Origin of the sequence: Mycobacterium sp. E3305 (assembly GCF_001666785.1) — a bacterium.
GTDB lineage: Bacteria > Actinomycetota > Actinomycetes > Mycobacteriales > Mycobacteriaceae > Mycobacterium.
Genome location: NZ_LZJA01000052.1, coordinates 1 through 528, shown reverse-complemented (window position 1 = coordinate 528; position 528 = coordinate 1). Strand labels below are relative to the sequence as shown.

At 67.8% G+C, this 528-nt stretch carries 1 pseudogene; it reads left to right on the top strand.

Going from position 1 to position 528, the window contains the following annotated elements:
• Positions 1-402: pseudogene (locus tag A5701_RS28465) on the top strand (hypothetical protein); the annotation flags it as partial.
• Positions 403-528: the final 126 nt, after the last annotated feature.

The following is a 528-nucleotide window of genomic DNA, read 5'->3' as shown; positions in this document are numbered from 1 at the left end:
GTCGGCGCCGAGGACGGACGTGTCGAGATCCTCGGCGAGGTCCGAGTGAGGGCGCACCTCACCGATCAAGTCGTCGACGACATCACCGCGCCCGCCGGTCTGGACGCCTTGCTGGGCTGTCGTGTCGGCGCGGGATTTCGGGCGACGGTCAGCCGGCTGTTCCCTGAGGAAGTAGTGCGGGCCAGCCTGCTGAATCTGTTGCTCGACGACTGGGTCGGTGCCGCGCTCGTGTCCGGATACGCCGCCCAATACGCGGCGATCGTCGAGGGCGTCGAAGAGAAGATGCCACTGGGCATCGCCGACCGAATGGCCGGGATCTGCGCATCCCGCGCGCTCGGAGCGGTTCCACTTCGTGTAGTCCGCTCAGCGGCGGCGCCACCGGGCCGCGGCCCGTCGGGATGACATCGTGCCGCCGGGTGAATGCGATCAGCGACGCGTCCGGTGCGAAACCTGCGCAGATCCCGGCCATTCGGTCGGCGATGCCCAGTGGCATCTTCTCTTCGACGCCCTCGACGATCTCAGCGTATT